The sequence below is a fragment of the Pseudotabrizicola formosa genome, assembly GCF_002900965.1.
GTDB lineage: Bacteria > Pseudomonadota > Alphaproteobacteria > Rhodobacterales > Rhodobacteraceae > Pseudotabrizicola > Pseudotabrizicola formosa.
The window spans coordinates 1-1,595 of sequence record NZ_PJOM01000014.1 but is presented as its reverse complement, the minus strand read 5'-3'; the positions used below and the strand labels follow the sequence as shown (position 1 = coordinate 1,595).

The 1,595-nt window shown below is 69.6% G+C and carries 1 protein-coding gene; it reads right to left on the bottom strand.

Features of this window, described 5'->3' with window-relative positions:
- Positions 1-2 precede the first annotated feature (2 nt).
- On the bottom strand, positions 3-1,508 hold the full coding sequence (locus CXR43_RS17685) for an aldehyde dehydrogenase (NADP(+)) (protein ID WP_103336600.1): 1,506 nt from the start codon (positions 1,506-1,508) through the stop codon (positions 3-5).
- Positions 1,509-1,595: the final 87 nt, after the last annotated feature.

Genomic DNA, 1,595 nt, shown 5'->3' with positions numbered 1-1,595 from the left:
CGCTAGCGCAGGTCTTGGGGGAGGAGGGCGGTTGGCAGGTTCTGATAGCAGACCGGGCGCAGCCAGCGGCGGATCGACAATGTGCCGACCGAGGTGGCCCCGAAATTGGTGCTGGCCGGATAGGGCCCGCCATGCACCATGCTGTCGGCAACCTCGACGCCGGTCGGGAAGCCATTGGCAAGGATGCGGCCTGCCTTGCGGTCAAGGATCGGGAGCAGCGCCTGGCCCAGATCGGTATCGGCATCCTCCAGATGCAGCGTGCAGGTCAGCTGGCCCTGCAGGCTGGCCGCAATCGCTTGCATCTGTGCCGCATCCGTCACCCGGAGGATCAGGCCAAGCGGGCCAAACACCTCCTCGGCCAGCATGTGATCGGCCAGCCAGTCGGTGCCCGACACCTCGAACAGGTTCGGCGTGGCGGTGCGCGCCGCGCTTTGCGTGGTCAGCAGCGCGCGCACGCCGCTGGCCGCCGCCACCCGGTCGCTTCCCGAGCGATAGGCCTCGGCCATGCCATCGGTCAGCATGGTCTGCGCGGCCACCGGCTCCAGCGCGGCGCGGGCGGCGGCGGCAAAGGCATCGGCATCCGGGCCGTCAATCACCACGGCAATGCCGGGATTGGTGCAGAACTGCCCCGCCCCCATGGTCAGGCTGGCGGCCCAGCCCTTGGCCAGCGCCTCGGACCGCGCGGCCATCGCAGCCGGCAGCAGGAACATCGGGTTCACTGAGCCCAATTCGCCGAAGAACGGGATCGGATCGGGACGCGCGGCACACAGGTCATAGAGCGCGCGGCCCCCGCCCAGCGACCCGGTGAAGCCCACCGCGCGGATCAGCGGGTGCTGCACCAGCGCCTCACCCACGTCACGCTTGCCGCCCTGCACCAGAGAGAACACGCCCGGATGCAGGTTGCAGGCCTTGCGTGCGGCATCAATCGCCTGCGCCACGATCTCGCCGGTGCCAGGATGGGCCGAATGGCCCTTGACCACCACCGGGCAACCGGCCGCCAGGGCCGAGGCGGTGTCACCGCCCGCAACCGAGAAGGCCAGCGGAAAGTTCGACGCGCCGAACACCGCCACCGGGCCGATCGGGCGCTGCACCATCTTCAGATCAGGACGCGGCAGCGGCTGACGGTCTGGCAGGGCCGGGTCGTGGCGGCGGTCCAGATAGGCGCCGTCGCGGATATGCGCGGCAAACAGGCGCAGCTGGCCGGTGGTCCGGCCCCGTTCCCCCTGCAGACGCGCCGCCGGAAGCCCGGTTTCCTGGGTGCCGATCTCGGTGATGGCATCGCCGCGCGCGTCGATCTCATCGGCGATCGCCTCCAGGAACTGGGCGCGCTCTTCGCGGCTGGTGGCGGCGAAGGAGGGAAACGCCGCCTCCGCCCCCTCACAGGCCTGCGCCACCAGCGCAGGGGTGCCAACGCCAAAGTCATGCGAGGGGCCATGGGCGGGGGCAGAGGCAAAGGTCGTCGCCCCCGAAACCCAGTCGCCCGCGATAAGGTGCTTGCCTGTCAGCATGTCAGTCTCCGATTGTTGGCCGGCGGAACCGGGGGTTTCACACCCCCGGACCCCCGTGGGATATTTGAAAACAGATAATGGGGTCAG